This is a genomic window from Micromonospora thermarum (assembly GCF_012034245.1).
Classification (GTDB): domain Bacteria; phylum Actinomycetota; class Actinomycetes; order Mycobacteriales; family Micromonosporaceae; genus Micromonospora; species Micromonospora thermarum.
On sequence record NZ_JAATEO010000015.1, the window covers coordinates 62,075 to 86,037 of the forward strand.

General features: G+C 70.4%; 24 protein-coding genes. 11 read left to right on the forward strand and 13 right to left on the reverse strand.

From position 1 onward, the window contains the following. Window positions 1-55: 55 nt before the first annotated feature. On the forward strand, window positions 56-1,441 hold the full coding sequence (locus HCJ94_RS15475) for an NAD(P)/FAD-dependent oxidoreductase (RefSeq protein ID WP_168001720.1): 1,386 nt from the start codon (window positions 56-58) through the stop codon (window positions 1,439-1,441). A gap of 83 nt (window positions 1,442-1,524) precedes the next feature. On the opposite strand, the gene HCJ94_RS15480 is transcribed toward HCJ94_RS15475, so the two are convergent. Further along, window positions 1,525-2,553: an LLM class flavin-dependent oxidoreductase gene (locus HCJ94_RS15480; RefSeq protein WP_168001721.1), complete on the reverse strand. Its 1,029-nt coding sequence runs from the start codon at window positions 2,551-2,553 to the stop codon at window positions 1,525-1,527. Window positions 2,554-2,830: 277 nt separating this feature from the next. On the opposite strand from HCJ94_RS15480, the gene HCJ94_RS15485 reads away from it, so the two are divergent. From HCJ94_RS15485 to HCJ94_RS15495, 3 genes are read left to right on the forward strand one after another with little or no spacing between them, the layout of a single operon-like run. Further along, window positions 2,831-3,688, forward strand: coding sequence for an LLM class flavin-dependent oxidoreductase (locus HCJ94_RS15485; RefSeq protein ID WP_168001722.1), 858 nt, complete (start codon window positions 2,831-2,833; stop codon window positions 3,686-3,688). A gap of 7 nt (window positions 3,689-3,695) precedes the next feature. Continuing rightward, a complete protein-coding gene (locus HCJ94_RS15490; protein WP_168001723.1) occupies window positions 3,696-4,925 on the forward strand; it encodes an FAD-dependent oxidoreductase in 1,230 nt (409 codons plus the stop codon). Between the two features lie 15 nt (window positions 4,926-4,940). Beyond that, on the forward strand, window positions 4,941-5,954 hold the full coding sequence (locus HCJ94_RS15495; protein WP_168001724.1) for a methyltransferase: 1,014 nt from the start codon (window positions 4,941-4,943) through the stop codon (window positions 5,952-5,954). Window positions 5,955-6,138: 184 nt separating this feature from the next. Here HCJ94_RS15495 and HCJ94_RS15500 read toward each other — a convergent pair whose 3' ends face one another. After that, window positions 6,139-7,146 carry a methyltransferase gene (locus tag HCJ94_RS15500; protein ID WP_168001725.1) on the reverse strand — a complete coding sequence of 336 codons (1,008 nt, stop codon included), beginning with the start codon at window positions 7,144-7,146 and terminating at the stop codon, window positions 6,139-6,141. 183 nt (window positions 7,147-7,329) lie between these two features. On the opposite strand from HCJ94_RS15500, the gene HCJ94_RS15505 reads away from it, so the two are divergent. Both HCJ94_RS15505 and HCJ94_RS15510 read left to right on the forward strand, forming a co-directional pair. After that, window positions 7,330-7,518, forward strand: a complete 189-nt coding sequence (locus HCJ94_RS15505; protein WP_168001726.1) for a ferredoxin — start codon at window positions 7,330-7,332, stop codon at window positions 7,516-7,518. A gap of 121 nt (window positions 7,519-7,639) precedes the next feature. After that, window positions 7,640-9,220: a multicopper oxidase family protein gene (locus tag HCJ94_RS15510; protein ID WP_205801338.1), complete on the forward strand. Its 1,581-nt coding sequence runs from the start codon at window positions 7,640-7,642 to the stop codon at window positions 9,218-9,220. A gap of 16 nt (window positions 9,221-9,236) precedes the next feature. Here the strand turns inward: HCJ94_RS15510 and HCJ94_RS15515 are convergent, their stop codons facing one another. The 5 genes from HCJ94_RS15515 to HCJ94_RS15535 form a co-directional block, all read right to left on the reverse strand. Beyond that, on the reverse strand, window positions 9,237-9,701 hold the full coding sequence (locus HCJ94_RS15515) for a VOC family protein (RefSeq protein WP_168001727.1): 465 nt from the start codon (window positions 9,699-9,701) through the stop codon (window positions 9,237-9,239). Between the two features lie 97 nt (window positions 9,702-9,798). Next, on the reverse strand, window positions 9,799-9,972 hold the full coding sequence (locus HCJ94_RS15520) for a hypothetical protein (RefSeq protein ID WP_168001728.1): 174 nt from the start codon (window positions 9,970-9,972) through the stop codon (window positions 9,799-9,801). Beyond that, entirely contained in the window at window positions 9,969-10,187 is a 219-nt protein-coding gene (locus HCJ94_RS15525) for a hypothetical protein (RefSeq protein ID WP_168001729.1), read from the reverse strand. The genes HCJ94_RS15520 and HCJ94_RS15525 overlap by 4 nt, the downstream gene beginning before the upstream one ends. Further along, entirely contained in the window at window positions 10,184-10,402 is a 219-nt protein-coding gene (locus tag HCJ94_RS15530) for a hypothetical protein (RefSeq protein ID WP_168001730.1), read from the reverse strand. Before HCJ94_RS15530 ends, HCJ94_RS15525 begins: the two co-directional genes overlap by 4 nt. Before the next feature lie 126 nt (window positions 10,403-10,528). Further along, the gene (locus HCJ94_RS15535) at window positions 10,529-11,725 is read right to left on the reverse strand and encodes a helix-turn-helix domain-containing protein (protein WP_168001731.1); all 1,197 of its coding nucleotides are present in this window, start codon (window positions 11,723-11,725) and stop codon (window positions 10,529-10,531) included. 305 nt (window positions 11,726-12,030) lie between these two features. Between HCJ94_RS15535 and HCJ94_RS15540 the strand changes: the two genes are divergently transcribed. Further along, the gene (locus HCJ94_RS15540) at window positions 12,031-14,049 is read left to right on the forward strand and encodes a hypothetical protein (RefSeq protein WP_168001732.1); all 2,019 of its coding nucleotides are present in this window, start codon (window positions 12,031-12,033) and stop codon (window positions 14,047-14,049) included. Between the two features lie 707 nt (window positions 14,050-14,756). Here HCJ94_RS15540 and HCJ94_RS15545 read toward each other — a convergent pair. Together HCJ94_RS15545 and HCJ94_RS15550 are read right to left on the reverse strand one after the other, a co-directional pair. Then, a complete protein-coding gene (locus HCJ94_RS15545; RefSeq protein WP_168001733.1) occupies window positions 14,757-15,074 on the reverse strand; it encodes a helix-turn-helix domain-containing protein in 318 nt (105 codons plus the stop codon). Continuing rightward, the gene (locus HCJ94_RS15550) at window positions 15,071-15,436 is read right to left on the reverse strand and encodes a type II toxin-antitoxin system RelE/ParE family toxin (RefSeq protein ID WP_168001734.1); all 366 of its coding nucleotides are present in this window, start codon (window positions 15,434-15,436) and stop codon (window positions 15,071-15,073) included. Before HCJ94_RS15550 ends, HCJ94_RS15545 begins: the two co-directional genes overlap by 4 nt. Before the next feature lie 139 nt (window positions 15,437-15,575). On the opposite strand from HCJ94_RS15550, the gene asnB reads away from it, so the two are divergent. From asnB to HCJ94_RS15565, 3 genes are read left to right on the forward strand one after another with little or no spacing between them, the layout of a single operon-like run. Next, window positions 15,576-17,435: an asparagine synthase (glutamine-hydrolyzing) gene (gene asnB / locus HCJ94_RS15555; protein ID WP_168001735.1), complete on the forward strand. Its 1,860-nt coding sequence runs from the start codon at window positions 15,576-15,578 to the stop codon at window positions 17,433-17,435. 16 nt (window positions 17,436-17,451) lie between these two features. Next, window positions 17,452-18,048 (forward strand): nitroreductase family protein, encoded by a 597-nt coding sequence (locus HCJ94_RS15560; RefSeq protein WP_168001736.1) that lies wholly within the window; start codon window positions 17,452-17,454, stop codon window positions 18,046-18,048. 28 nt (window positions 18,049-18,076) lie between these two features. Next, complete coding sequence (locus HCJ94_RS15565; protein ID WP_168001737.1) at window positions 18,077-19,435, forward strand: NAD(P)/FAD-dependent oxidoreductase; 1,359 nt, start codon at window positions 18,077-18,079, stop codon at window positions 19,433-19,435. A gap of 63 nt (window positions 19,436-19,498) precedes the next feature. Here HCJ94_RS15565 and HCJ94_RS15570 read toward each other — a convergent pair whose 3' ends face one another. From HCJ94_RS15570 to HCJ94_RS15585, 4 genes are read right to left on the reverse strand one after another with little or no spacing between them, the layout of a single operon-like run. Further along, on the reverse strand, window positions 19,499-20,281 hold the full coding sequence (locus tag HCJ94_RS15570) for an SDR family NAD(P)-dependent oxidoreductase (RefSeq protein WP_168001738.1): 783 nt from the start codon (window positions 20,279-20,281) through the stop codon (window positions 19,499-19,501). A 51-nt stretch (window positions 20,282-20,332) separates the two neighbouring features. After that, window positions 20,333-21,010 (reverse strand): SDR family NAD(P)-dependent oxidoreductase, encoded by a 678-nt coding sequence (locus HCJ94_RS15575; RefSeq protein WP_168001739.1) that lies wholly within the window; start codon window positions 21,008-21,010, stop codon window positions 20,333-20,335. Next, window positions 21,007-22,209: a cytochrome P450 gene (locus tag HCJ94_RS30215; protein WP_168001740.1), complete on the reverse strand. Its 1,203-nt coding sequence runs from the start codon at window positions 22,207-22,209 to the stop codon at window positions 21,007-21,009. Before HCJ94_RS30215 ends, HCJ94_RS15575 begins: the two co-directional genes overlap by 4 nt. Next, window positions 22,206-22,922, reverse strand: coding sequence for a TenA family protein (locus tag HCJ94_RS15585; RefSeq protein ID WP_168001741.1), 717 nt, complete (start codon window positions 22,920-22,922; stop codon window positions 22,206-22,208). Before HCJ94_RS15585 ends, HCJ94_RS30215 begins: the two co-directional genes overlap by 4 nt. Before the next feature lie 177 nt (window positions 22,923-23,099). Here HCJ94_RS15585 and HCJ94_RS15590 point away from each other — a divergent pair, with 177 nt between their 5' ends. Then, complete coding sequence (locus HCJ94_RS15590) at window positions 23,100-23,852, forward strand: SDR family NAD(P)-dependent oxidoreductase (protein WP_168001742.1); 753 nt, start codon at window positions 23,100-23,102, stop codon at window positions 23,850-23,852. Window positions 23,853-23,963: the final 111 nt, after the last annotated feature.

A 23,963-nucleotide genomic window follows, 5' to 3' on the forward strand; every position in this document is an offset into this window, starting at 1 on the left:
GACGCCTCGACCCGCGATCGACCGGACACCCATCGGCGATCATCATGCTGGCGGTATGCGCGAATCAACCCAGATTCTTGTCATCGGTGGCGGCCCGGCGGGCTCCACCACGGCCGGCCTGCTGGCCCAGGAGGGCTTCCAGGTCACTCTGCTGGAGCGGGACCGCTTCCCCCGGTACCACATCGGGGAGTCGATCCTGCCGTCCTGTCGCCCGATCTTCGAGAAGCTGGGCGTCTGGGACAAGATCGAGGCGCACGGTTTCCAGCCGAAGGGCGGCGCGTACTTCGCCTGGGGGCCGGAGGAGTGGGAGGTGCGCTTCACCGACCAGGGCTCCGACAACACCAACGCCTTCCAGGTGATCCGCAGCGAGTTCGACCAGCTCCTGCTCGACCACGCACGGTCCCTCGGCGTCGAGGTCGTGGAGGGGATCACCGTCCGCGACATCGAGTTCGACGGCGACCGGGCGGTCGCCGCCAACTGGCAGGAGACGAAGGACGCCGACAAGGGTGGCCGGATCGTCTTCGACCAGCTGGTCGACGCGTCCGGGCGCGGTGGCGTGCTGGCCACCCGGTACCTGCGCAGCCGCCGCTTCCACGACGTGTTCCGCAACGTCGCCGCCTGGTCGTACTGGAAGGGCGCCCGGCCGCTGGGCAAGGGACCGGACGGCGCCATCGCCGTCTGCTCGGTGCCCAACGGCTGGTTCTGGGCCATCCCGCTGCACGACGGGACGCTCAGCGTCGGACTGGTGACCGGCCGGGACCTGTTCAACGACAGCCGGCAGCGGCTGGGCAGCATCCAGGCCGTCTACGACGAGGCGCTGGCGCAGTGCCCGACCGTGCTGGAGATGCTCGACAGCGCCGAGCAGGTCGCCGACATGAAGGTCGAGCAGGACTACTCGTACGTGTCGGAAACCTTCGCCGGGCCCGGCTACCTGCTCTCGGGCGACGCGGCGTGCTTCCTGGACCCGCTGCTGTCCACCGGCGTGCACCTCGCCACCTACAGCGGCATGCTCGCCGCGGCCAGCATCTCCAGCGTGCTGCGCGGCGAGGTCACCGAGGACCAGGCGGCGCGGTTCTACCAGACCGTCTACCGGCACGCGTACGAGCGGCTGCTGGTGCTCGTGTCGGTGTTCTACGACAGCTACCGCGGCAAGGACTACCACTTCTACAACGCGCAGCGGCTCACCAGCGACGAGCGGGACCGGCTGCACCTCCAGGCGGCGTTCGACCGGATCATCACCGGCATCGCCGACCTCAACGACGCCGAGAACGCGTACAAGCTGGTCCAGTCGCACCTCCAGGGCGACACCAGCGGCGACCCGAACCCGCTGAACAACCTCAACCGGGTCCACGAGATGAAACAGTCCCCGTTCAACCCGGACAACGCGGTGGAAGGCCTCTACCTGGCTCTCGAACCGCGGCTGGGGCTGAAGCGCCGGTAACCGGCGGCCCGACGGCGGATCGCCCCACCTCCGCGGAGGTGGGGCGATCTCGTGTGCGGGCCGGTCCGGCGGCGCGGCGCCGGTCAGGTGTCGGCGGCCTGGCGGAGCCGGCGGAGCAGCCCCTTCGGGTCCACCAGCGGCGGCAGGGCCGCCAGGACGCCCGACACCCCGACCTCCTCCAGCCGGCGCAGGTGCGCGCCCACCTCGGCGACGGTGCCGGTCACGCCGGTCATCTCCAGCGCGAGGTCGACCAGGCCCAGCTCCTCCAGCAGCCGCGCGTTCTTGCCGCCGACCGTGTGGTCCCACACGTCGTAGCGCCGCTCCATCTCCTCCACCGCGGGCAGCAGCTCGGGCGGAACGGTGGAGCGCATGTGCGGCGACTTCAACCGCAGCGCCACGTCGGAGGCGAGCGCCGCGCCGATCTCGGCGTTCGCCTCGGCCCGGCTGTCCTTGACGGAGATGAAGCTGAAGCCCCACACCTGGACGGCGTCCGGGTCCCGGCCGGCGGCCTCGGCGGCCGCCCGGACCTGGGCGACCTTGCGGGCCACCCGCTCGGTGGACATGCCGACCGTGGTGACCACCCCGTCGGCCAGCTCGCCGGCGAGCCGCAGGCTCTTCGGGTAGTCGGCGGCGACCAGCACCGGCACGTCGCGCACCCGCTCCAGCGGTTCGGTGTCGAAGCCGTCGACCCGGGCCGAGTCGCCGCGCAGTACGGCCCGGACGGCGGTCACGTAGTCGCGCAGCTCGTGCGGGGTGGCGACCGGGGAGCGGCCGACCACCCGCCGGACGCTGCCGCCGTTGCCGACCGCGAGCATCGTGCGGCCGCCGGTCACCTCGTGCAGGGTCGAGATCGCCGTGGCGGTCGCCGCCGGGTGACGGAAGAACGGGGTCGTCACCATCGGCGTGAGCGTCGCCCGCCGCGTCTCGCACGCAGCGACGGTCAGCGACACGTACATCTCGTAGGCGCGGGCCGGCGTGTCGCCGACCCCGATGACGTCGTATCCGAGGTCATCGGCCAGTCGGACGACACTCCGGAACTCCGCGAGGTCGTCCGCCCATTCAATGATCGCTCCGAGTTTCAGGGGGCATCCCTCCGCCGGTACGGCTGGCACCGCCGGTGCGCAGCTCACGGACATTCGGCGCTGGCGCGCGACCTCCATCGGACACGACCCGCCTCGAGGGGGTGTCGAGCGCGGCCGCACCGCCGCAGGGCGGCGGGACCGTCCGGCCCCGGCGGCGCCGTGCCCGACCTGAGGTCGACCGTCGCTCGACCGGCCCTCCGGTGCGCCCGGCCACAGTGGCCGCACCGCCGCTCGGGAGGAGGGCGGTGCCGCCGGGCGCCCGGACGCTCGGCAGGAAACCCGACCGGTGAATCCCAGGGAGTCCGCAATGGATATCGGAGTCTGCCTGCCGACGACCATCCCCGGCGCGCAGGGACGACAACTGATCGAGTTCGCCCGGCGGGCCGAGCGGCTCGGCTTCCACAGCCTGACCGTCGCCGACCGCGTCGTGTACGACAACTACGACGGCATCGTCTCGCTGGCCGCCGCCGCGGCGGTGACCGAGCGGATCAAGCTGGTCACCGGCATCCTGCTGGCCGCGTACCGGCCCAGCCCGGTGGAGCTGGCCAAGCAGCTCGCCAGCCTCGACCGGCTCTCCGAGGGCCGGCTGATCCTCGGCGTGTCCGCCGGTATGCGGGAGGACGACTACGCCGCCACCGGCACCGACTTCCACACCCGTGGCCGGCGGCTCGACGCGATGCTCGAGGAGCTCCGCCAGGTCTGGCAGGGCGCCGGGCCGGTGCCTGGGGTCGGGCCGCGACCCACCAACGGCGACATCCCGATCTGGGTGGGCGGGCACTCGCCGGCCGGCCTGCGCCGGGCGGCCCGCTACGGCATCGGGTGGATCTCCCCGGGCGGCCCGCCGCACAAGTACCCGGAGCTGGTCACCAAGGTCAAGGAGCTGTGGGCCGAGGAGAAGCGCGAGGGCGAGCCGCGGATGGGGGCCAACCTCTACGTGTCGCTCGGGCCGGACGGGCAGCAGCTCGCCCTGGAGCACATGCACAGCTACTACGCCTACATGGGCCAGATGGTCGAGCACCTCGCGAAGGGCGCCATCACCGACGAGGGCAAGCTCCGCGACGTGGTCGACGGGTACGCGGCCAACGCCTGCGACGAGCTGCTGATCCTGTCCTGCACGGCCGATCCGGACCACCTCGACCGGATCGCCGCCGTGGTCCTGGGCTGACGGCGCGATGGGAAGCCAGAACGGCCGCCGGCCGCGGGTCCTCGTCGTCGGTGGCGGCGTCGGCGGGCTCTGCCTCGCGCAGGGGCTGCGCCAGGCCGGCGTCGCCGACGTGACGGTCTTCGAGCGGGACGCCTCGGCCGAGGGCCGCATGCAGGGGTACCGGCTGCGGATCAGCCCCGAGGGTGAGGCGGCGTTGCGGGAGTGCCTGCCCCGGCGGGCGCAGGACCTGCTCACCGCCACCGCCAACGACCGGCACCAGCTCGGCCTGGTGGCGTTCGACGAACGGCTCAACCCGCTGCCCGCGCCGACCTTCGACGACCCGCGCGGCGACGCGCCGGACAAGATCGACGCGGTCGACCGGGCGACGCTGCGCCGGGTGCTGCTCGCCGGCCTGGACGACGTGGTGTGCTTCGGCAAGCGGTTCGTCCGCTACGAGGAGGTCGGCGGCGAGCTGGTGGCGCACTTCGCCGACGGCGACCACGCGGTCGGGGACATCCTGGTGGCGGCCGACGGGGCGCACTCCGCCGTCCGCGCCCAGCTCCGCCCGGACGACACCACCCAGGATCTCGGCGTACGGGCGATCCTGTCCCGTACGCCCCGGGCGGCGGCGATCGAGGCGGGCCTGCCGGAGTCCCTGCGCGACCGGTTCGTCAACGTGACCGCGCCGGACGGGCTGCGGCTCGCCCTCATGCCGATGGTGTTCCGGACGCCGCCGGCGCGGGCCGCCGAGGAGCTGTGGCCGGGGCTGGACCTGGGCGTGTCCGAGGACTACTACATGTCCGTCTTCAGCGTCCACAAGGACCTGCTCGGCCTGGACGACGAGGCGTTCTTCGGGCTCACCGGCGAGCAGCTGTGCCGGCTGGTGCTCGACCGTACCGTCGACTGGCACCCGGATCTGCGCGGCGTCTTCGCCCACGCGCAGCCCGCGGAGACGTACCCGCTCGCGCTGCGGGCGACGGTGCCGGTGCGGGCGTGGGAGCCCGGCCCGGTGATCCCCCTCGGCGACGCGGTGCACCTGATGCCGCCGACCGGGGGAGTGGGCGCGAACACGGCCCTGCGCGACGCGAGCGCGTTGTGCCGGGCGTTGACGGCCGTCGCCCGGGGCGAGGCGCCCCTGGCCGAGGCGGTGGCCGGTTACCAGGCCGAGATGGTGCGGTACGCCACCGAGGCGATCGAGATGTCCCTCAAGATCGCCCGGTGGTCCATGAAGAAGATCGACGTCGGCGTTCGAGCGTAAAGGCGGGCGGTTTCAGTGACCACGACAGCGACAGACACCAGCCGGCCGGCCGGCATCCTGCGGCTGGCCAACTCCTTCTGCGACGCCAAGGCGCTGCTGACGGCGGTGGAACTCGGCCTCTTCACCACGCTGCGGGAGGGCCCGGCCAGCGTCGAGGAGACCCGGAGCAAGCTCGGCCTGCACGGCCGCGGCCTGTCCGACTGGCTCGACCTGCTGGTCGAGCTGTGCCTGCTGGAACGGGCGGACGGCCGCTACCGCAACGGCCCGGGCGCGGACCGGTTCCTGGTGCGCGGCGAGGAGTCGTACATCGGCGGCTTCATCGAGCGGTCCAACCGCAACCTGTACCCGGCGTGGGGTCGCCTGGGCGAGGCGCTGCGTACCGGGCAGCCGCAGTCCGGTAGCAGCTTCGAGGCGGTGGTGGAGAACCCGCAGATCCTCAAGCAGTTCATCCACTCCATGGACGCGCTGACCCGGGTCCTCGGGCCGCAGCTGATCGAGGCGTTCGGCGAGTGGTCGGACTACGGCTCGGTGCTCGACGTGGGCGGCTGCCGGGGCAGCCTGGCGGCGCAGATCGTCACCGCGCACCCCAACCTGGCCGGGCACGTCTTCGACCTGCCGCAGATGGAGCCGTTCTTCACCGAGCAGGCCGCCGAGAAGGGCCTCACCGACCGGCTGACGTTCCACGGCGGCAGCTTCTTCGAGAACCCGCTGCCCCGCGCGGACATCGTGGTGATGGGGCACGTGCTGCACGACTGGGACCGCGACCAGCGGAAGTTCCTGGTGGAGAAGGCGTTCCACGCGGTCAACCCGGGCGGCGTCCTGCTCGTGTACGACCGGATGCTCGACCGCCCCTCCAGCCGGGTGGAGAACCTGGTGATCAGCCTGGACATGCTGCTGGTCACCGACGGCGGCTCCGAGTACACGGTGGGCGAGCTGCGCGAGCACGCCGAGGCCGCCGGCTTCGCCAAGATCGAGGACCGCCTGCTGGGCGACGACGACACCCTGGTCGTGGCCCGCAAGGCCGCCTGACCGTCCCGAGGCCGGGGTACGCCGCGAGCGGCGCACCCCGGCCTCCTGCGTGCGTCAACCCCGCCCCACCTCTCCCGCGATCTTGCACTTTCTGCCCCGGCAAAGGCCGCACAAGCGACAAAAGAAGGGCCGAAACTGCAAGATCGCGGATGTGGTGGGGCGGGGCGCGGGGACGGGGGCGGGGTCAGGCTGGGTGGTGGCAGATCACCAGGGTTTCGTTGTCGTCCAAGGGTTGCTGGCGTATTGACGTGAAGCCTGCTGCCTTTGCGTAGCTGGCCAGTTCGCCGACCGGGTATTCCGAGCCCTCCTCGGTGACCAGGGCCATGATGAGGCTCGCCACCAGGTTGTCGACGCGGGGTGCGTGCTCGTCGAGCATCCGGTCGTGCACCAGCAGCACACCGCCCGGCCGGACCGCCCGGTACGCGGCCCAGACCAGCTCCTCGCGCTGCCAGGGCCGCCAGTTGTGCAGGATGTGCCCGAACACGACCACGTCGGCGGGCGGCAGCGGATCGGCGAAGAAGTTGCCGGCGTGGAAGCGCACCCGGTCGGCGGTGCCCAGTTCGGCCATGTGCTCGGCGAAGACCGGACCGAGCTGCGGCAGGTCGAACACGTGCCCGGCCAGGTTGGGGTGCGCCAGGACGAGTTGGCCGACCAGACTGCCCCGGCAGCCGCCCACGTCGAGCACCGAGCCGTACGCCGACCAGTCGATCGCGTCCAGCAGCCGCGGGATCAGCGGGCGCAGCACACCGTCCATCATGTGCGCGTACCGCCGGAGCCCGGCCGGGTCGGCGAGCATGCCGGCGAAGTCCTCCGCCGGCGTGCGCGGCCGCCCGGTCCGCAGCGTCTCGGTCAGGCCGTTCCACACCGGGTACAGGTTGGCCTTGGCGCCGCGCAGGAACCCGGTCACGTCCTCGGGCCCCCGGCCGGTGAGGAACCGGTCGACGTCGTCGGCGTTGTGGTAGCGGCCGTCCTCGACGTACAGCAGGTCGAGCGCCACCAGCAGGTTCAGGAAGTCGTCCAGCCCACGCCCGTGCAGCCCCAGCCGGTCGCGGATCTCCCCGCCGGTGGCGGGGGAGTCCCGCAGCGTACGGAACAGGTCCAGCTCGACCGCCGTCAGCAGCGCCTGTGACTCGCAGAAGGCGTTGCCGAGGCGGAGCAGGCGAGCGGGGGACGCGGTGACCGTACCCGTCATCGGGCGGCTCCCTTCGGGGCGCGGACGGAGGACGCCCCCGATGGTGCCGGCCCGCCTTGGAACGCCGCTCGACGCGCGGCTGTACCGGCTCTCGAGTCTCCTGTCGCACGATCGGGCGCGCGCGGCGGGCTCCGGTGGACGCCGGCCGCGACGGACCGGACGACACGGCGATCGGTGGTCATCATGCGTGTGTTTGCGACCAAGGAGACCTGCGCGGTGAGCAGCCTCTGCGTCTACCAGGCGCCGGAGGTCTTCGACCAGGACGAGGAGGGCCAGGTCGAGGTGCTCGACCCCGAACCGCCGGCCGAACTTCACGAGGATGTACGGATCGCGGTACGCGGGTGCCCCACCCAATCCATTCGCGTCGAGTAATCTCATCCGCACGTAGCGTACGGACCGCGGTGCACCCGGCCGGTAGTCTGCCGGGTGCACCGCGGTCGCGCCCGTCCGGCCCTGTCACCGGCCCCTCGGCCGCCTCACGATGGAGACACCGTTGCTGGCGAGTTCCCCGCAGGACACCCCCGCCCAGGCGACCCCACCGGCCGAGACGGCCGGCCGCCGCCGATCCACCCGGCGCCGCATCCTGAAGGCGGGCCTGATCGGCGTGCCGGCCGTCCTGGCCGTAAGTGGCGCCGGCTTCGGCATCTGGTACGCGGTCAGCGACGTCGACACCGTCGGCGAGGTCGACTTCACCAACCCGCTAGCCATCCCACCGCTGCTCACCGGCCGCCAGGAGGGCGGGCGGCGCGTGTTCGACCTGACCGCCACCGCCGGTGAACGTCGGCTGAAGTCCGGCCGGGCCACGACGACGTGGGGCTTCGACCGCGGGCACCTCGGCCCGACGCTGCGGGCGACCCGCGGCGAGACGGTACTCGTCAACGTCCGCAACGACCTGCCCGAGACCACCACCGTCCACTGGCACGGCATGCACCTGCCGGCCGCGATGGACGGTGGCCCGCACCAGCCGATCCGAAGCGGCGAGACCTGGTCGCCGACGTGGAAGATCGACCAGCCGGCCGCGACGCTGTGGTACCACCCGCACCCGCACGGCCGCACCGCCCACCACGTCTACCGGGGCATGGCCGGGCTGTTCATCGTGGACGAGCCGGCCGCCTCGGCCGCCCGCCTGCCCTCCCGGTACGGCGTCGACGACGTCCCGGTCATCGTGCAGGACGTCAACCTCGACGACGACAACCAGCTCGACGAGGGCTACTCGCGGATCGCCGACGTCGGGATCCTCGGCGACACCCTGCTGGTCAACGGCACCGTCGGGCCGTACTTCACGGTGACGACCGAGCGGGTGCGGCTGCGCCTGGTCAACGCCTCCCCGGCCCGCGTCTACAACTTCGGGCTCTCCGACGACCGGCCGTTCGCGCTGGTTGGCACCGACGGCGGTCTGCTGCCCGCCCCGCACACCACCGAGCGCGTCCAGCTCTCCCCGGGCGAGCGGGCCGAGATCGTCGTCACCGCACGCCAGGGGGAGCGGATCGTGCTGCGCAGCTACCCGCCGGCGCTCGGCCTCGACCCGATCAACAGCCGGATCACCGGCGGCGACGACCGGTTCGACGTCCTCGAACTGCGGGCCGCCGACCAGCTCAGCCCGTCGCCCGAGCCGGCCGCCACCCTGGCCGACCCGCCCCGCCTGGGCGTGGACGCCACCGCACCGGCCACCCGCCGCTTCGAACTGGCCGGCACCACCCAGATCAACGGCCTGGCCATGGACATGAACCGCATCGACTTCGGAGTCGTTCGCGGCACCACCGAGGTGTGGGACGTCATCAGCCCGTTCCCGAAGCCGCACAACTTCCACGTGCACGGCACGCAGTTCCAGGTGCTCTCGGTCAACGGCGTCGCGCCGCCGCCGGAGCTGGCCGGCTGGAAGGACACCGTCTACACGACGCCCGAGGTGCCGATGCGGCTGGCGGTGCGGTTCAGCGAGTACGCCGACCGCAACGTCCCCTTCATGTACCACTGCCACCTGCTGCTGCACGAGGACAAGGGCATGATGGGCCAGTTCGTCGTCACCGAGCCCGGCCAGACCCCCGGCACCCCACCGCACACCGACCACAACTGAGGCCTCGACAGAGACTTCAGTCGGCGTGACGTGCGGCTCCGGTGCCGAAGCCGGGGCGGGTCTCCCGCTCGGCCAGCGGCTCCAACTCCTGGAACAGGGTGATCTGGAGTCCGGCCGGTGCCTCCAGGCGGGCGTTGAGCGAGCGCCACGGCGTGACCGTGGGCGGGGCGAGCTCGGTGGCACCGGCCGTGGTCGCCTCCCGCGTACGTGCAGCGGTGTCGTCGACTTCGAACGCGACGCGGATGCGGGGCGCGATCTGACGGCCCACCTCCACGTCGTCGATCATCCGCTTCTGCGCCGGGTTGGCGATCTCCAACGTGGCTCGACCGGCGTCGAGGATCACCACGCGGGCATCGCCCTCACCTTCGAAAGCCGCCTGCTCAGGCAGGCCCAACACGTCCCGGTAGAACGCCACCGCCTCGGCGTAGTCCTCGGCCTCCACGACCAGCCGAAGCTGCCGTACCCGATTCCCGTCGGTCATCGTGCGACAGTAGGTCGAGCCGGCAGCAGCCGGCCACCCCCTTGACTGTGCCCGGGGCACAGCCAGGCATGCACGTCGCTGGGCCATGATCGGGAGCTCAGATGAGGCGCTGAATGCGCACCTTGGGCTGCTCGTTCCTCAGGTGACCCTGCTTGTGCTGGCGGACCTGCTCGTTCCAGACCTCCTGGTCGTAGTCGGGGTCCGGCGGGATCCACTTGTGCGAGCCGTCGCTGTAGTGGAACTTCTCGTCCCCGGGGCGAAGGATGCTCACCGGAGCCAGCCGAGGAACCGCCGGTGCAGCGTGCCGGCGGGCACCCAGGTCAGGTCCTCGGTGGCGCGGACGAGCTGCGCTCCCAGGTAGAGGGCCAGGGACACCGGAGCGTCCGCGTACTCGGCTCGCAGCTCCCGCCGGCGGGTGGGGCACGGCCACGGAGCGCCGCAGCCCCCGCAGCTCCAAATCGGCAGCACCGGCCCGTGGGTGGTCACGCGCCCCGCTCCACGGACCGTGCCGTTGGCATGCGATCAGCCGGCTCACCATCCGTCCCGGATCGTTGCGACGTTTTGCGTGCCTGTCCCAGCAGGCGCTGTCGGGCCGCCTCCTGCTCACGTGCCTGGATGCGCTGTCCGGTGCCGGAGGTGACCGGCACCGACGGAAAGAGCCACCTGGCGAGTCGTCGCAGCAGCCCGATGAACGCCTTCACGGTTCCGCTCCCTCCGTTCGGAAGGTGCGGATCCGCTGCCGACGGATGGCATTCTGCGTCCCGCGCCTCGTCCAAGGAGGACAGCGTCACCCCACGTGGAGTGTCGATCCAGACCGTGACTGTCCGCTAACTGGCTGTCCCGTCCGCTGTTGACTGACGGCGCGGCCCATACTCGGTGCACAGCTCGCGCAGGGCCGCTGCCTCCGGCACGCCGGCCCGTTCCACCTTCGCCAACAGTTCGGCCGCCCGCCACCAGTTCGAGGGCACGACCCGCCCGGACGAGACAGCCTCCGCGCCCAGAGCGGTCGCCTCGTCGAGCTGGCCCGCGGCAACCAGGGCAAGGCCCAGGTCCAGGCGCGCCGACGCGGACCGGCGGGGTCGTGCCCCACCGTCCCCGTCCGGGTCCAGATCAGCGAGTACGGCCCGAGCGACCTGCTCCGCACCCGGGTCACCCGCCCACGCCAACGTCGTCGCCGTATAGGCGGCGGCCTTCGCCGGGTCGTAGCGATAGTGGTGTTCGGCCCGCTCGGGAACCGGCAGGTTCGCGGTCAGCCGTTCCACTCGGTCCAGCGCGTGGCGGGTCGCACGAACGTCACCCATCCGCGCCCACGCGCGCGCCTCCTGGGCGGTGGCCTGAATATGGGCGGAGCTGCCCTTCGGGGCGACCTGTTGGGCCTCAAGGGAGAGGCCGAGCGCCTTGCGGTAGTCGCCCTGGGTGAGCACATCCCAGGCGCGGGTCTCCAGGCACCATCCCTGGATCTCAGCGTGCTCGGCATGATTGGCAAGGTCGAGAGCGGCCTTCAGATGCGCCCTCGCCGCTGCTCGTTGCTGTAGGTCGATGTGAACGGTGGCCCGTAGCACTGCGAGCCAGCCGCCGGCGACCAGGAGGCGGCGCTGCTGGGCGAGCGTGACGCGCCCGTCGAGTAGACGCACCACGTACGCGAGGTGCCGTCGTACCAGCGGCAGCAGGTCGGCCGGTGCCAGGGTCGGGTAGGCGCTGGCGAGGTCGTCGACGCCCTGCTCAATCCGGTCGAGGACGTCTCCGCTGACATCGCTGGCGGTGACTCTCAGACGTAGCTCGGTGGCCTCGGCGGCGTGGTCGACGGGCACCTCAACGAGGCGAGCGAGCGCACCGCCCGCGTCGAGCACCTGATCCAGGTGGCGAGCGGTGTCGACGGTCGGAGCCTTGAGTCCGATCTCCAACTCGTGCAGGTGGCTCTTGCTTCGGTGGGCCAGCTGGCCGAGGGACCGCAGGGACAGTCCGCGTCGCTCACGAGATTCGCGTAGTGCTACGCCGAAGCGGGGATCCACCGATGGGACCATTGCGCTTGCTCCAAGGAGAGGACTCGTTCCGCCGCTCCGCCGGCCGAGGAGCCGGCGGGCCGGTCAACAACGACCTTACCTCGTTGACGCTTGGACCTATATCGCCATGTACGAAGCGGCGCTCTTCAATCACCGAACGGTCTGACGGACTGGGCCAAGAGCCTTACGCTGCCGACTTTCGTTTCCCCTCTAGCGCAAGCTAGCTGCTAGGACTGTCGCCTTAACGACAGTTACCTTCAGTGTGACCGCGTTCACGCCCAGTCTCAGGTGGCATTGCAAGAGCGTTCATATTGTGTGCCGGATGGGTGGAGGTGGATGTGGTTACAGGCTTGAAGCAGACGTCGGTCAAGGCCGATGGCACCCGTAACGCCCAACAGTACAGCGCAAGCGAAAACGCCTACACCGGCAATCCACTCCCGTCGCCGTCATCGACCTTCGCCATCTCGGCCATGCTTGTCGGCCTGTTGGTCTTTCTGGTTGCTGGCACGCCTCCCGTTTGGGGCGCAGGGGTAAAATGGACGAGTCGGGCACTTGCGCTCGTGCTGCTCGTCCTGTTGCTAGTTTGGCATTTTCGGCGGCGCTACTACCGGCCGCAATGGCAGTCGCACCGCCGTACCAGGGTGTGGCAGCTCCCAGGCAACCAGGCGTATGTGCTCCAGAGGAGTGCGGGTCAAAGCAGGGCGAGCGCCAAATTGAGCGAGGCGGACGCTGTGCGCCTCAGGGTCTTTACGAGAGCGATCATCTACCCTGCGGCCTACCGTCAGCGGATAACAGAACGGTATGAGCCGGGCCAGCGCACGTTGGTTCAACGTGTCACCATCGACGCACAGATTCCTGGGCGCGAACTGCGGCAGATCCTCAATCCCCGAGATCTTCTCAATGGTCATGTGCGCACCACGAGTGCGCCCCAGCAAAGGACTGCGACGGCGAGCCAGGAAATATCCGCAGTCTCGGCTGAGTCTACGCGTGCAAGCGAGCAAGTGATACTGTTTCCGATCCTGGTTCCCCGTAAGGGTGAGATGGTAGACAACTTGCGCATCCTTGCAAGTGACGGAAGCGCTCTCCCAACCCTCTCCTACCGGCAGTATCTGCAACTCGTTGCAGAGGCTCTCAGGACATTGCTGGACATCTCCTACGGCCGCGACATTTCAGAAGGTGCTCAGAGTGAGGCGATCGAGGCTGAGATCATGGCGTTGGCCGACGCGATGCAACGTGCAGCCCCGGACGGCAGATATGAGAGCAATTCAGGAGCTGACGCCATTCGCCTCCTCGGTGCTGGCGACACGAACGGCGAGGTAGCCAACAAGGGGGCCTTGACGCTGGCGGCGCAACTCATCACCAAGCTCACATCTCACTACGCGGTGGTAGCTGCTGTTCCGTGCCCGCCGGACGGCAGATTCGTCATCTCCTACGAAAGATTGATGACGCCGACTCTCGAACTCGCTCCCCTGAAAGAGGGCGTCCTTGCGTGGTTTAAGGCAAGAGCGCGCCTGTTCTTTGGATCGAGGCCGGTGGACTTCTCTGTTTCACTTGATAATGCATGGACGACTCAAAGCTACCACCTGGTTGTGGACGCTGAAGACAAGGTCTTCGTGGGCGTTCAGGAGGCGCCTGCTCTCATTCCGTACTTCACTGCCCACTGGAACCGTCTCGCCAAATCGGCGGCGGAGGGCGATTCGCAGCCCATCGCACGTGCGGCGCGACTCACAACTCCGCCACCGTATTACCGATTCCAGCGGCGGGCCGGTCAACGGTATGCGCATTTCTATACCAGGTTCTTTCCGGAGCCTCGGGAAGACCTCAAGGAGGGAACGCAGGTCCCGGAAGTTCGGTTCCGTTTCTACGAGGTGCCGCCAGGATCGGTTTTTCGTGCGGTTATTACGGCGTCGGCTGCCGCCTTGCTGATTTGGCTTATCGGCTTCGTTGCGTCGAGGAAGACTGATCCCGGCACCGACGTGCCGGCGTTCCTCCTCGTTTTTCCAGCTATAGCTGCCGCATGGCTGGGCTTCGACGGTCAACCGCGGCGCCTCCTTGAAGGTACTCTTGCCGCCCGCCTTTCTCTGGTTACGACGGTTCTCTCGTCCATCGCCGCTAGTGGGCTTTACATGATTAACAAGGCCCAGTTGCCACACCTCGCGTGGGACAACTTCTTCGGTATTCAGGTGCTGGGCATAGATTCCCTGGCATGGAGCGCGCTAACGATGGTTGCTATTGTTAACGCGTCCTGCATTAGCTACATATACCTAGCTAGGACGTGGGAATTCATGCATCTATCGAGCCGCCCGAGCCAGTTTGACTCGCCAAAGGAGTTCCTTGTGGACTAGCCTGACACGGACTGCTACTGTGTGCGTGCGAAGAGTTAATACGTAGCTTCACGCATAGGTGATCTTGCTCTGGCTCCAAGTGTGCGTGAAACTTGCAGGATGGACAGCTCAAGAAGGAGGCGCAGATGATGTCAAATGACTCGGAATACCATGTGTCATCACACGACTGGCCTGCTGGCACGAGCGACAGTGACTTGACCCTGGAGCAGGCCAACGAGGTCTTCGAACTCTTCGACAAGTTCTATCCCCTGGCAGTGCAGGGCCTGGCCAAGGTTTCGGTCCCTCCAGAGAAGCGTCAGAAGTAACGGGCGATCGACCGGCGCAACAACCTGCCGTAGTCGGACGGGCGGATGGGGTCCGGACCCCTCTGCCCCCGCCGCTGCCGAATCGCTACCGCCGAGTGTGGGCCTCGTTGGCTCATTAGGTCGTCCGACGTGACTGTCAGAGGCAGAGGTGTCGGGTTCGGCAACGAGCCGACTCATCTGCGCGTAGGTCTCCGAAGTGGGATTGGTCAGACGCTTCGCGTTCTCGAAGTGTTGGTACGCCCGGTTGCCGTGTATCGCGGCTGAAGCTCGGCGATCCGCGACTCCGGCAGCGACAGCCGCTCGTGCGTCGCCGGCGCTGCCGACCCTGGCTCGACCCCTGACCGGAATACTCTCCGTCGACTCCTGCCCACCGTCACCTCACTCCGTCGGCGACGTCCTGCCTTACGCGATTGCCGCGATGTCGCCGTCGTCGAAGTAGATCGCCTGGTGAAGGCGACCGCCGAGGGCAGCAGCGTAGCGGGCGAGCACATCCTGGCCCGAGATCTTTCCCTGCTCGATCTGCGAGACGCGGCCCTTGGTGACCCCCATGCGGTCGGCGACCTGTTGCTGGGTCAGTCCGCGAGCACGACGAACCTCGGCCAGGCGGTGCCCGATCACGGTGGCAACGAGTTCCTGCTTGCCGGCCTCTACCGCCTGCTCGCCGCCCGCCCGCTCGACGTATTCGGCGCGGATGTCCTTCCACCGCTTGTAGCTGCTCATGGCCTCCCATCCTCCTTCTCGGCGCGCTCCTTCAGGTACATCTCGTAGCGATGCTCAGCCAGGGGGATGGCTTCCCGGTACCAATCGTTCCACCGTCCGGCCTTGTCTCCGGCGACGAGCAGGATGCTCGAACGCCACGGGTCGAAGGCGAACAGGATGCGAACCGTGCCGGGGCGAAGCTCCTTCAGGTTGGCTATCGACGATCCATGGATAGTGTCGACCAACGGTCGGCCGAGCCCGGGACCGGCCTCGGCCAGCAGGTCGATCGCCTGCACGACTCGTGTGTAGGTGGCCGGATCCAGGCTGTCGATCCAGTCGCGGACCTCGTCAACGAGGTAGACATCCCACTCCTCAGCCGCCACCTGTCCGAGTATAGCGAATGGTAAACCACGTGGCCGAACATCATCTGCGACCGCCTCCCGTCGAGTCGCCGTCGAGGTGGCGTGGAACGCCGCCCGGCAGGCTCACGCGTAGTCGGACGCGAGGCGAGGGGTGATGCGCATGTGCGGCATCGTCGGCTGGGTGGACTTCGGGCGTGACCTGACGGGGGAGCGCGCGACACTGCGGGCGATGACGGACACCCTGACCAACCGCGGGGTGGACGACTCCGGGGTCTGGATCCGGGGGCACGCCGCCCTCGGGCACACCCGTACCGCCATCATCGACGTGGCCGGCGGCGCGCAGCCGCTGACCGTCGAGCAGGACGGCCGCGAGGTCGCGACGATCGTCTACAACGGCGAGGTCTACAACTTCAAGCAGCTGCGGACGGAGCTGCGGGCGCGGGGGCACGAGTTCCGTACGCGCAGCGACACCGAGGTGATCCTGCGGGCGTACCTGGAGTGGGGCGTGGAGTGCGCGGCCCGGCTGGAGGGGATCTTCGCGTTCGCCATCTGGGACCTGCGCCGCCAGGAGCTGGTGCTGGTCCGCGACCGGCTCGGCGTGAAGCCGCTCTTCTACGCCCGCCGCCCGGAGGGCATCCTGTTCGGCTCGGAGCCGAAGGCCTTGCTGGCCAACCCGCTCGTCCGGCCGGTGGTGGGGCTCGACAACCTCCAGGAGCTGTTCGCCACCGCCAAGCGGCCCGGCATGTCGGTCTTCCGTGACCTGCGGGCGGTGCTGCCCGGCACCACGCTGACGATCAGCCGGGCCGGGATGGCGCAGCGGCGGTACTGGGCCCTGGAGGCCCGGCCGCACACCGACGACCTGGACGGCACGGTCGGGCACATCCGGGAGTTGCTGCACGACATCGTGCTGCGGGAGCTGGAGTCGGAGGTGCCGCTGTGCACCGCGCTCTCCGGCGGGGTCGACTCCAGCGCCGTCTCGGCGATCGCCGCGTACTGGCGCTGGAAGCTCGACGGCGAGCGGATCCGCACCTTCGTCACCACGTTCGACGACTACGCCACGTCCTTCCAGCCCGACGACGTCCGTTTCGCTCCGGACGAGGTGTTCGCCGACGAGGTCGCCCGGCATCTCAAGTCCGAGCACGTCCGCATCCAGCTCAACACCCGCGACCTGATGGACCGGGCCGCCCGCGACGCCGTCCTGTGGGCGCAGGACATGCCGACCACGCTCGGGGACATGGACACGTCGAACTACCTGACCGCGCGCCGGATCAAGGAGCACTCGACGGTCGCGCTGAGCGGCGAGGTCGCCGACGAGATCTTCGGCGGCTACAGCTGGATGTACGACCAGCAGCTCCTCGCCGCGGACATGTTCCCCTGGGTGGCCAAGGAGTACCTCATGCCCGGGTCGCCGCGCGGTCAGGGCCGCGGCCTGTTCGACCCGGGTTTCATGGCCAAGCTGGACCTGGGCACGTACTACCGGGACCAGTACCGGACGGCCCTCACGGCGGCGCCGTACACCGGGGACGAGGACGACACCGAGCGGCTCATGCGGGGCATCACCCACGTCACCCTCACCTGGTGGCTGCCCATGCTGCTCGACCGCGACGACCGACTCGCCATGGCCAACGCGCTCGAACTGCGGGTCCCCTACGGCGACCACCGCCTCGTCGAGTACCTCTACAACACCCCGTGGCGGCTCAAGACCTTCGACGGCCGCGAGAAGAGCCTGCTCCGCGCGGCCGCCCGCGACCTGGTGCCCCACTCGGTGCTCGACCGCGCCAAGAGCCCGTGGCCGGTCACCCAGGATCCGGCGTACGCCGAGATGCTCCGCGGCGAACTGTCGGCGCTGGTGAACGACCCGTCCTCGCCGTCGCTGCCGCTGCTCGACCTCCCCGCGGTCCGGGCCACCCTGGACCGGCCCTCGGAGATCGCCCACCAGTGGGTGAGCCGGATGAACATCGAGATGGTGCTGCAGTTCGACGCGTGGCTGCGGCGGTACGACGTGCAGCTCGCGATCTGACCCCGAGGGAGTTTCCATGGACTTTCCCGACGTGCTGCGCCGCCGCCAGATGGTGCGCAGCTACACCGACCAGCCCGTCGCCGACGACGCACTCGACCGGATCGTGGGCGCGGTGCGGCGGGCGCCGAGCGCCGGCTTCAGCCAGGGGTACCGCCTGGTCGTCGTCACCGACCCGGGGCTGCGGCAGAAGGCCGCCGACATCGCCGAGGCCCGCTACGTGGAGCTGGGCTTCCCCCGCTGGATCGCGTCCGCGCCGGTGCACATCTACGTCGCCACCCGCGAGGCGTCCTACCACGAGCGGTACGGCGGCGAGGACGTCCGCCCCGGCTGGTCGGAGATCCCCTGGCCGGTGCCGTTCTGGTGGTTCGACTGCGGCGCGCTGTTCATGCTGCTCCAGCTCGCCGCCATCAACGAGGGCCTCGGCACCGGGTTCGTCAGCTCCGTCTACACCGACGAGCTGAGCGCGCTCGCCGACGTGGTCGACCTGCCGGCGGACGTGTCGCTGACCGGCATCATCACGATCGGCCACGAGGACCGCAGCAAGCGGATGCCGGTGCCGCCGAACGCGGCGCGCCGCAAGCCGCTCGACGACGTCGTGCAGTGGCGCCGGTGACCGCGCGTACGGGAAGGCGGGAGGGCCGATGAGCCAGCGCGTCCTCGTTCTCGGTGGCGGCATCGCCGGCACGGCCGCCGCGATCGCGCTCGCCCGGCGCGGGCACCCGGTGACGGTGGTGGAACGCGACCCGCCGCCGGCGGACCCCACCGCGGACCCGTTCCTGCACTGGCCCCGGCGCGGCGTGCCGCAGTTCCGGCTGCCGCACGGCTTCTCCGCCCGCGCCCGCAACCTGCTGCTGCGGCACGCCCCCGACGTCCTGGCCCGGCTGCGGGCCAACGGCGTCGAGGAGATGAACCTGTTCAAGCGGCTCATCCCGGAGGACCAGTGGGTGGCCGCCGACGACACGTTCACCAACGTGTGGGCGCGGCGGGCCGTCTTCGAGCTGGCGTTGCGGCTCACCGCCGAGGAGGAGCCGGGCGTCGAGTTCCGCTGCCCGGCGGTGGTGAACGGCCTGCGCTTCGACTGGACGAGCGCCGGGCCCCGGGTCGCCTCGGTGCGGCTGGCCGACGGCGACGTGCTCACCGCCGACGTCGTGCTGGACTGCCTCGGCCAGCGGTCCCCGATGTCCCGCTGGCTGGCGGCCGAGGGGATCCGGGTGCCGACCGAGGTGCAGGACTGCGAGACCGTCTACTACAGCCGCTACTTCCGCTTCACCGACACCTGCGAGCTGCCCCGGACCTCGGTGGCCACCCTGCGGGGCGAGTTCGCCGACGGGTGGTTCATCGGCTTCCCGGGCGACCACGACACGTACGCCTTCTCCTTCGAGTGTCACCCCGACAACCGCAACGCCCGCGCGCTGCGGCACACCTCGATCTGGGAGGCGGTGGCCCGGGGGATCCCGGCGCTGGCGCCCTGGGTGGACCCGGCCAACGGCACCCCGCTCGAAGGTGTGCAGGTCATGGCGGGCAACCGCAGCCTGCGCCGGCGGTACGTGATCGACGGTCAGCCCGTCGTCCTGGGCCTGCTCTCGGCCGGCGACTCGCTCTGCGCGAGCAACCCCGCGTACGGCTGGGGCTCGGCGATGGCGTTGACGTACGCGTTCGCCGCCGGCGAGGCGGTGGACGTCGGCGGCGGCGACCCGGTGGCGACGGCCCTGGCGTACGACGCGGCGACGGCCCGCGAGGCCGACGCCGTCTACCGGGAGTCGGCGTCGATGGACCGGGCCCGCATCTACCGGATCACCGGCCAGCCGGTGCCGGACGAGGACAAGGCGGAGATGGCCCGCCAGGACCTGATCTCGGCGGCCCTCTCCGGCGGTGTGCTGCACGACCTGGAACTGGGCCGCGCCTTCAACCGACGCGTCAACCTGGTCGGCCCGGCCGACGCGGTCCTGGACGGCACCGACCTGGTCCGCCACGCCGAACGCCTCCGCACCCCCGCCTGACTCCCCCGGACGTGGAGCGGCCCCCGAGCGCCCGTGGGCGCCGGGGGCCGTGTTCGTGGGCCGTCAGTTGGGGCGTTGGTAGCGGGACGGGGGTGCCATGCCGGCGTCGATGGGCAGGTCGACCCCGGTGACGCTGCGGATCCGGCCCGAGGCGAACAGGACCACCAGCGCGGCGATCTCCTCCGGCTCGATCATCTCGCCGGTGGCCAGGCCAGCCATCTTCGGCACCATCGCCAGGAACTCGTCCGGCGTCATCCCGGCCTTCTCGGCGATGTGCGGGTTCGTCCACAGCCGGGTCTTCACCGGACCGGGGGAGATGGTGTTGACCCGTACGCCCTGGGCGGCGAACTCCGCCGACAGCGCCTTGCCGATGTTGGCGACGGCGGCCTTGGCGGCCGAGTAGTGCGCGAGCCGCGGGTCGGCCATCGTGCCGTTCATCGAGCCGATGTTGACGATCGTGCCCTTGCGCTCGACGAGGCTCGGCAGCGCCGCCCGGGTCGCCCGGATCGTCGTCATGACGTTCAGCTCGAATGTCTGCCGCCACACGTCGTCGGTGATGTCCCGGAAGCCGGGGGCGAGCATGACGCCGCCGCCGACGTTGTTGACCAGGATGTCGATGCCGCCGAACTCGGTGAGCGCCCGCTCCACCAGCAGCTGCGGCCCCTCCTCGGTGACCAGGTCCACGGTGAGGGTGTGCGGGGTGGCCTCCTTCAGCTCGGGGCTGACGGTCCGCGCGCCGCCGTAGACGTCGGCGCCCGCGGCGGCGAGCGCCCGCACCACGGCGAGCCCGATACCGGCGCCGGCCCCGGTGACCACCGCCTTCTTGCCGGACAGGTCGATCTGCATGCTCGGTCTCCTGTTGGTCGAAGGGTGCTGCTTGTCGACGCCGTCCCGCGGCTACTGCGGGACGCGTCGCTCGGTGAGGAACTGTCCGGTCGGCCCGCTGGCGGGCAGGGTGGCCACGTCCGCGATGAACCGGGCCGGCACCTCCGGCGGCGTCGTCATCTGCGGCATCATCCGGGTCCGGACCCGCCCGGGGTTGACGGCGTTGACCAGTACGCCGGTGCCGGCGGTCTGCCCGGCGACCAGCGCGGTGAGCCCGTTCAGCCCGCTCTTGGACAGCGAGTAGCCGGGCGCGCCGGGAAAGAGGGCGCCGCCGAACTCCGCCGTGGTGCCGCTGGAGACCACCACCACCCGGCCCCAGCCCCGCTCCACCATGCCCGGCACGAACGTCTGGAGCACCCGCCAGGTGCCCAGCAGGTTGACCCGCAGCGTCTCCTCGACCAGGTCGAGCGGGGCGGTGAGCGGGCCGGTGCCAGCGTCGAGCAGCACGCCGGCGTTGCAGACCAGGATGTCGACCGGCCCGACGTCGGCCGCGGCCTTACCGACGCTGTCCGGGTCGGTCACGTCGAGCTGCTGCCCGCGTACGCCGGGGCCGAGCTCGGCCGCCGTCCCGGCGGCGGCCGCGGCGTCGCGGGCGGTCACCGTGAGCGCCAGCCCGCGGGCGTGCAGCTCGGCGGCGACCGCCCGGCCGATGCCCCGGTTGGCGCCGGTGACCAGAGCGTGGCGGTTCACCAGGTCACCGGGACCTCGCTGAAGCCCTCCATGAAGCCGCCGAGGGCGCGGGGGAGTTGGGCGGCCGGCACGGCCAGCCGGATGTCCGGGAACCGGCGCAGCAGCGTCTCCGTGGCGACCTGGAGCTCCATCCGGGCCAGCGCGGCACCTACGCAGTAGTGGATGCCCGCGCCGAAGGTCATGTGGTGGTTCTCCGGGCGGCGGATGTCCAGGTTGAACGGGTCGGTGAAGACCTCCTCGTCCATGTTCGCCGACTCCTCGGAGAGCAGCACGCTGGAGCCCTTCTTGAGGATCGTGCCGTCGGACAGCTCGATGTCCTCCAACGCGTACCGCAGCGTGCCGATCGAGGAGCCCATGATCTGCGTACGCAGCAGCTCCTCCACCGCCGACGGCACCAGCGAGTAGTCGGCCCGGATCTCCTTGACCAGGTCCTGCCGGTGCAGCAGCACCGCGGTGCCGGTGCCGATCTGGCTCGCCGTGGTCACGTAGCCGGCGATGAGCAGGCTCCGCGTCCAGTGGTGCAGCTCGTACTCGGACAGCCGGTTGTCGTCCTCATCACGGACCTTGATCAGGCTGGTGATGAGGTCGTCCTCGCCGGGGTTGGCCCGCTTGTACTCGATCAGCTCGACCAGGTACTGCCACAGCTCGCTGCGGCACCGCTCCACCTCGTCCGGCGGCAGCTTGGTGACGGACAGGAAGCCGTCGACCAGCGACCGGAACCGGTTGCGGTCCTCCGGCGGGATGCCGAGCAGCTTGCAGATCACCAGGATCGGCAGCGGGAAGGCGAGCGCCTCGTTGAGGTCGGTCGGCTTCGGGCCGGCGGCCATCGCGTCCAGCAGCTCGTCGGTGACCTGCTGGGCGTACGGGCGGAGCAGCTCGATCCGGCGGGCGGTGAACGCCCGGGTGACCAGACCGCGCATCCGGGTGTGGTGGGGCGGGTCGCCGTCGATCTTCGGGTCGACGAACAGCTCGTTGTCGGCGGCGATGCGGGCTACGTCCGGGCGGGCGACGTTCTTGCTCAGCCGGGGGTCGGCGAAGAGGCTGCGGACGTCGGCGTAGCGGGTCACCATCACGGCGGTGTCGCCGCTGGGCAGGCGGACCTCGACGAGGGCCTGCTCCCGCAGGCCGCGCAGCGCCTCCGGGACCTCCATCGGCGGGGTCCACGGGAAGGGGTAGGGAACCGGGGCCTGGGCAGTCATCTCGTGCCCTCTCTCGTTGACTCCTCGAACGGCAGCCGCCGGTCCCCACCGTCTGAAAGGGACGCGGTGCAGGACTCGGCGAATGCCCATTCGTAACGGATGCTGATGGAGAACTGCTCGATGAGATCGGCCCGCTCCCGGGCCGTACCGTTCTTGCCGACGTCGTCGGCCATGTCCAGGAACGCCTGCACGGCGTACCGGTAGGACTCCCCGGGGTGGTAGGCCTCCACCCAGGGCCGGTAGCGCGAGTCGGTCACGGTGTCGCGCAGCAGCCGGTTGGAGACCTCGGCGTTGAACCACACCATCGGCAGCAGCGCGCCCACCCCGCCGGCGAAGGAGTCGGCCGTCGCGGCGGTGAGGAAGGCGGTGTGCGCCCGGGTGACCGGGTCGATCGGCGGGTCGCCGAGGGTCTCCGGCAGGCCGGTCGTCGCGGCCAGGGCGGCACTGTTGGCGCGCAGCCGGTCGCGCGCGTCGAGGGTTCCGGCCACCGACTGGCCGAGCAGCAGGGTGTGCGCGTCGGCGTCGGCCGCTGCCGCGCAGCGGGCCAGCGCCCGGGCGTACGTCGGGAGGAGGTACCCGGTGTCCTGCGCCAGGAAGTGGGCCAGCGCCGCCGGTGGCAGTGACCCGTCCCGGATCCCCGACCAGAAGGGGTGGTCCTGCACCTTGCGCAGCACCGGATCGCGGATCTCCCGCAGTTCGTCGTGCAGCGGCATCGGCCGTCCTTAAGTCCAGGCGGGATGGTCGCGGCGGACGCTATCGGGGGTGGCTTGACCCCGGCTGGAGCAGACGCCGGCCCTGGTGGCGCCGTCCCGAGCCGGCGTCGAGCCCGGCGACGGAGAGTGACCCTCTGGCACGGCCGTGCCGGTCGACGACGTCGTGAGGGGTACGCCATGGATCTCGGCCTGACGGACAAGCGGGTGCTGGTGACCGGGGCGACCCGGGGCATCGGCCGGGCCACCGCACGGGCCTTCGCCGACGAGGGCGCCCGGGTCGCCGTCACGTACCACACCTCCGAGGCGGCCGCCGAGCAGGTGGTGAAGGAACTGGGCGGGGAGGAGCGGGCGCTCGCGGTGCCGTACGACCTCGCCGACCCCGCCTCCGTACGGGCGGCCGTGCGCCGTGTCGAGGAGCGCTGGGGCGGGGTCGACGTCCTGGTGGCCAACGCCCAGACCTGGGTGTGGATCAATCCGGAGGACCTTCCGGCGTACGAGGACCTGCCGCTGGACGAGTGGCTGGGGCGGTTCCGGGAGAACGTCGAGGGCCACCTGTGGACGGTGCGGGAGGTGCTCCGCGGGATGCGCCGGCGCGGCTGGGGCCGCGTGGTCCTGCTCTCCTCGGTCACCGCCCTGCACGGCAACCCGGGGTCTGAGGTCTACGGGGCCGCCAAGGCGGCGCTGCACGGCTTCGTCCGGGGCCTGATGTGGACCCGGGACGGTGTGCTGGCGAACGTGGTCGCTCCCGGCGGGACGCTGACCGAGAGCCTCGACAACGTCGACCCGGAGCTGGTCGCGCAGGCCGCCCGGGACACCCCGAGCGGCCGCCTCAGCACGGCGGAGGACGTGGCCCGCCTGGTGGTCTTCCTCGGCTCGGCAGCCAACGGCAACGTCAACGGCGAGATCGTCCGGACCGCCGGCGGGCGGTGACCGGCCCGATGGGCGGTGCCCGGCGCGGCGGCTGGCGACCGGCGGGCGGTGACCGACGCAGCGGACCGCGGGGCGGCGCGACGGGCCCGGCGGGACGGCCGGGCCCTGAGC